Source organism: Pseudomonas sp. SIMBA_041 (assembly GCF_046535095.1).
GTDB classification, from domain to species: Bacteria; Pseudomonadota; Gammaproteobacteria; order Pseudomonadales; family Pseudomonadaceae; genus Aquipseudomonas; species Aquipseudomonas mucoides.
The window spans coordinates 1-242 of the sequence record NZ_JAWRXJ010000840.1 but is presented as its reverse complement, the minus strand read 5'-3'; the positions used below and the strand labels follow the sequence as shown (position 1 = coordinate 242).

Below are 242 nucleotides of genomic sequence, written 5' to 3'. Positions count from 1 at the left end.
GTGTCTCGCTGCTGGCCTTGAAGTATCTTGAAAAACGCTACTCGGTGGGCGTCAAGGTGGTTGAGCTATGATCTTCGACTACAACGTGGTGTGGGAGGCCATGCCGCTGTACCTCGGCGGGCTGCTGACCACCCTCAAGCTGCTGGCGCTGTCGCTGTTCTTCGGCCTGCTCGCAGCGGTTCCGCTGGGCTTGATGCGGGTGTCCAAGCAGCCGCTGGTTAACCTCAGTGCCTGGCTGTACA

Annotated in this window: 1 pseudogene; it reads left to right on the top strand. The window is 60.3% G+C overall.

Features of this window, described 5'->3' with window-relative positions:
- Positions 1-67 precede the first annotated feature (67 nt).
- Positions 68-242 (top strand): annotated as a pseudogene (locus SB725_RS33500) (amino acid ABC transporter permease); the annotation flags it as partial.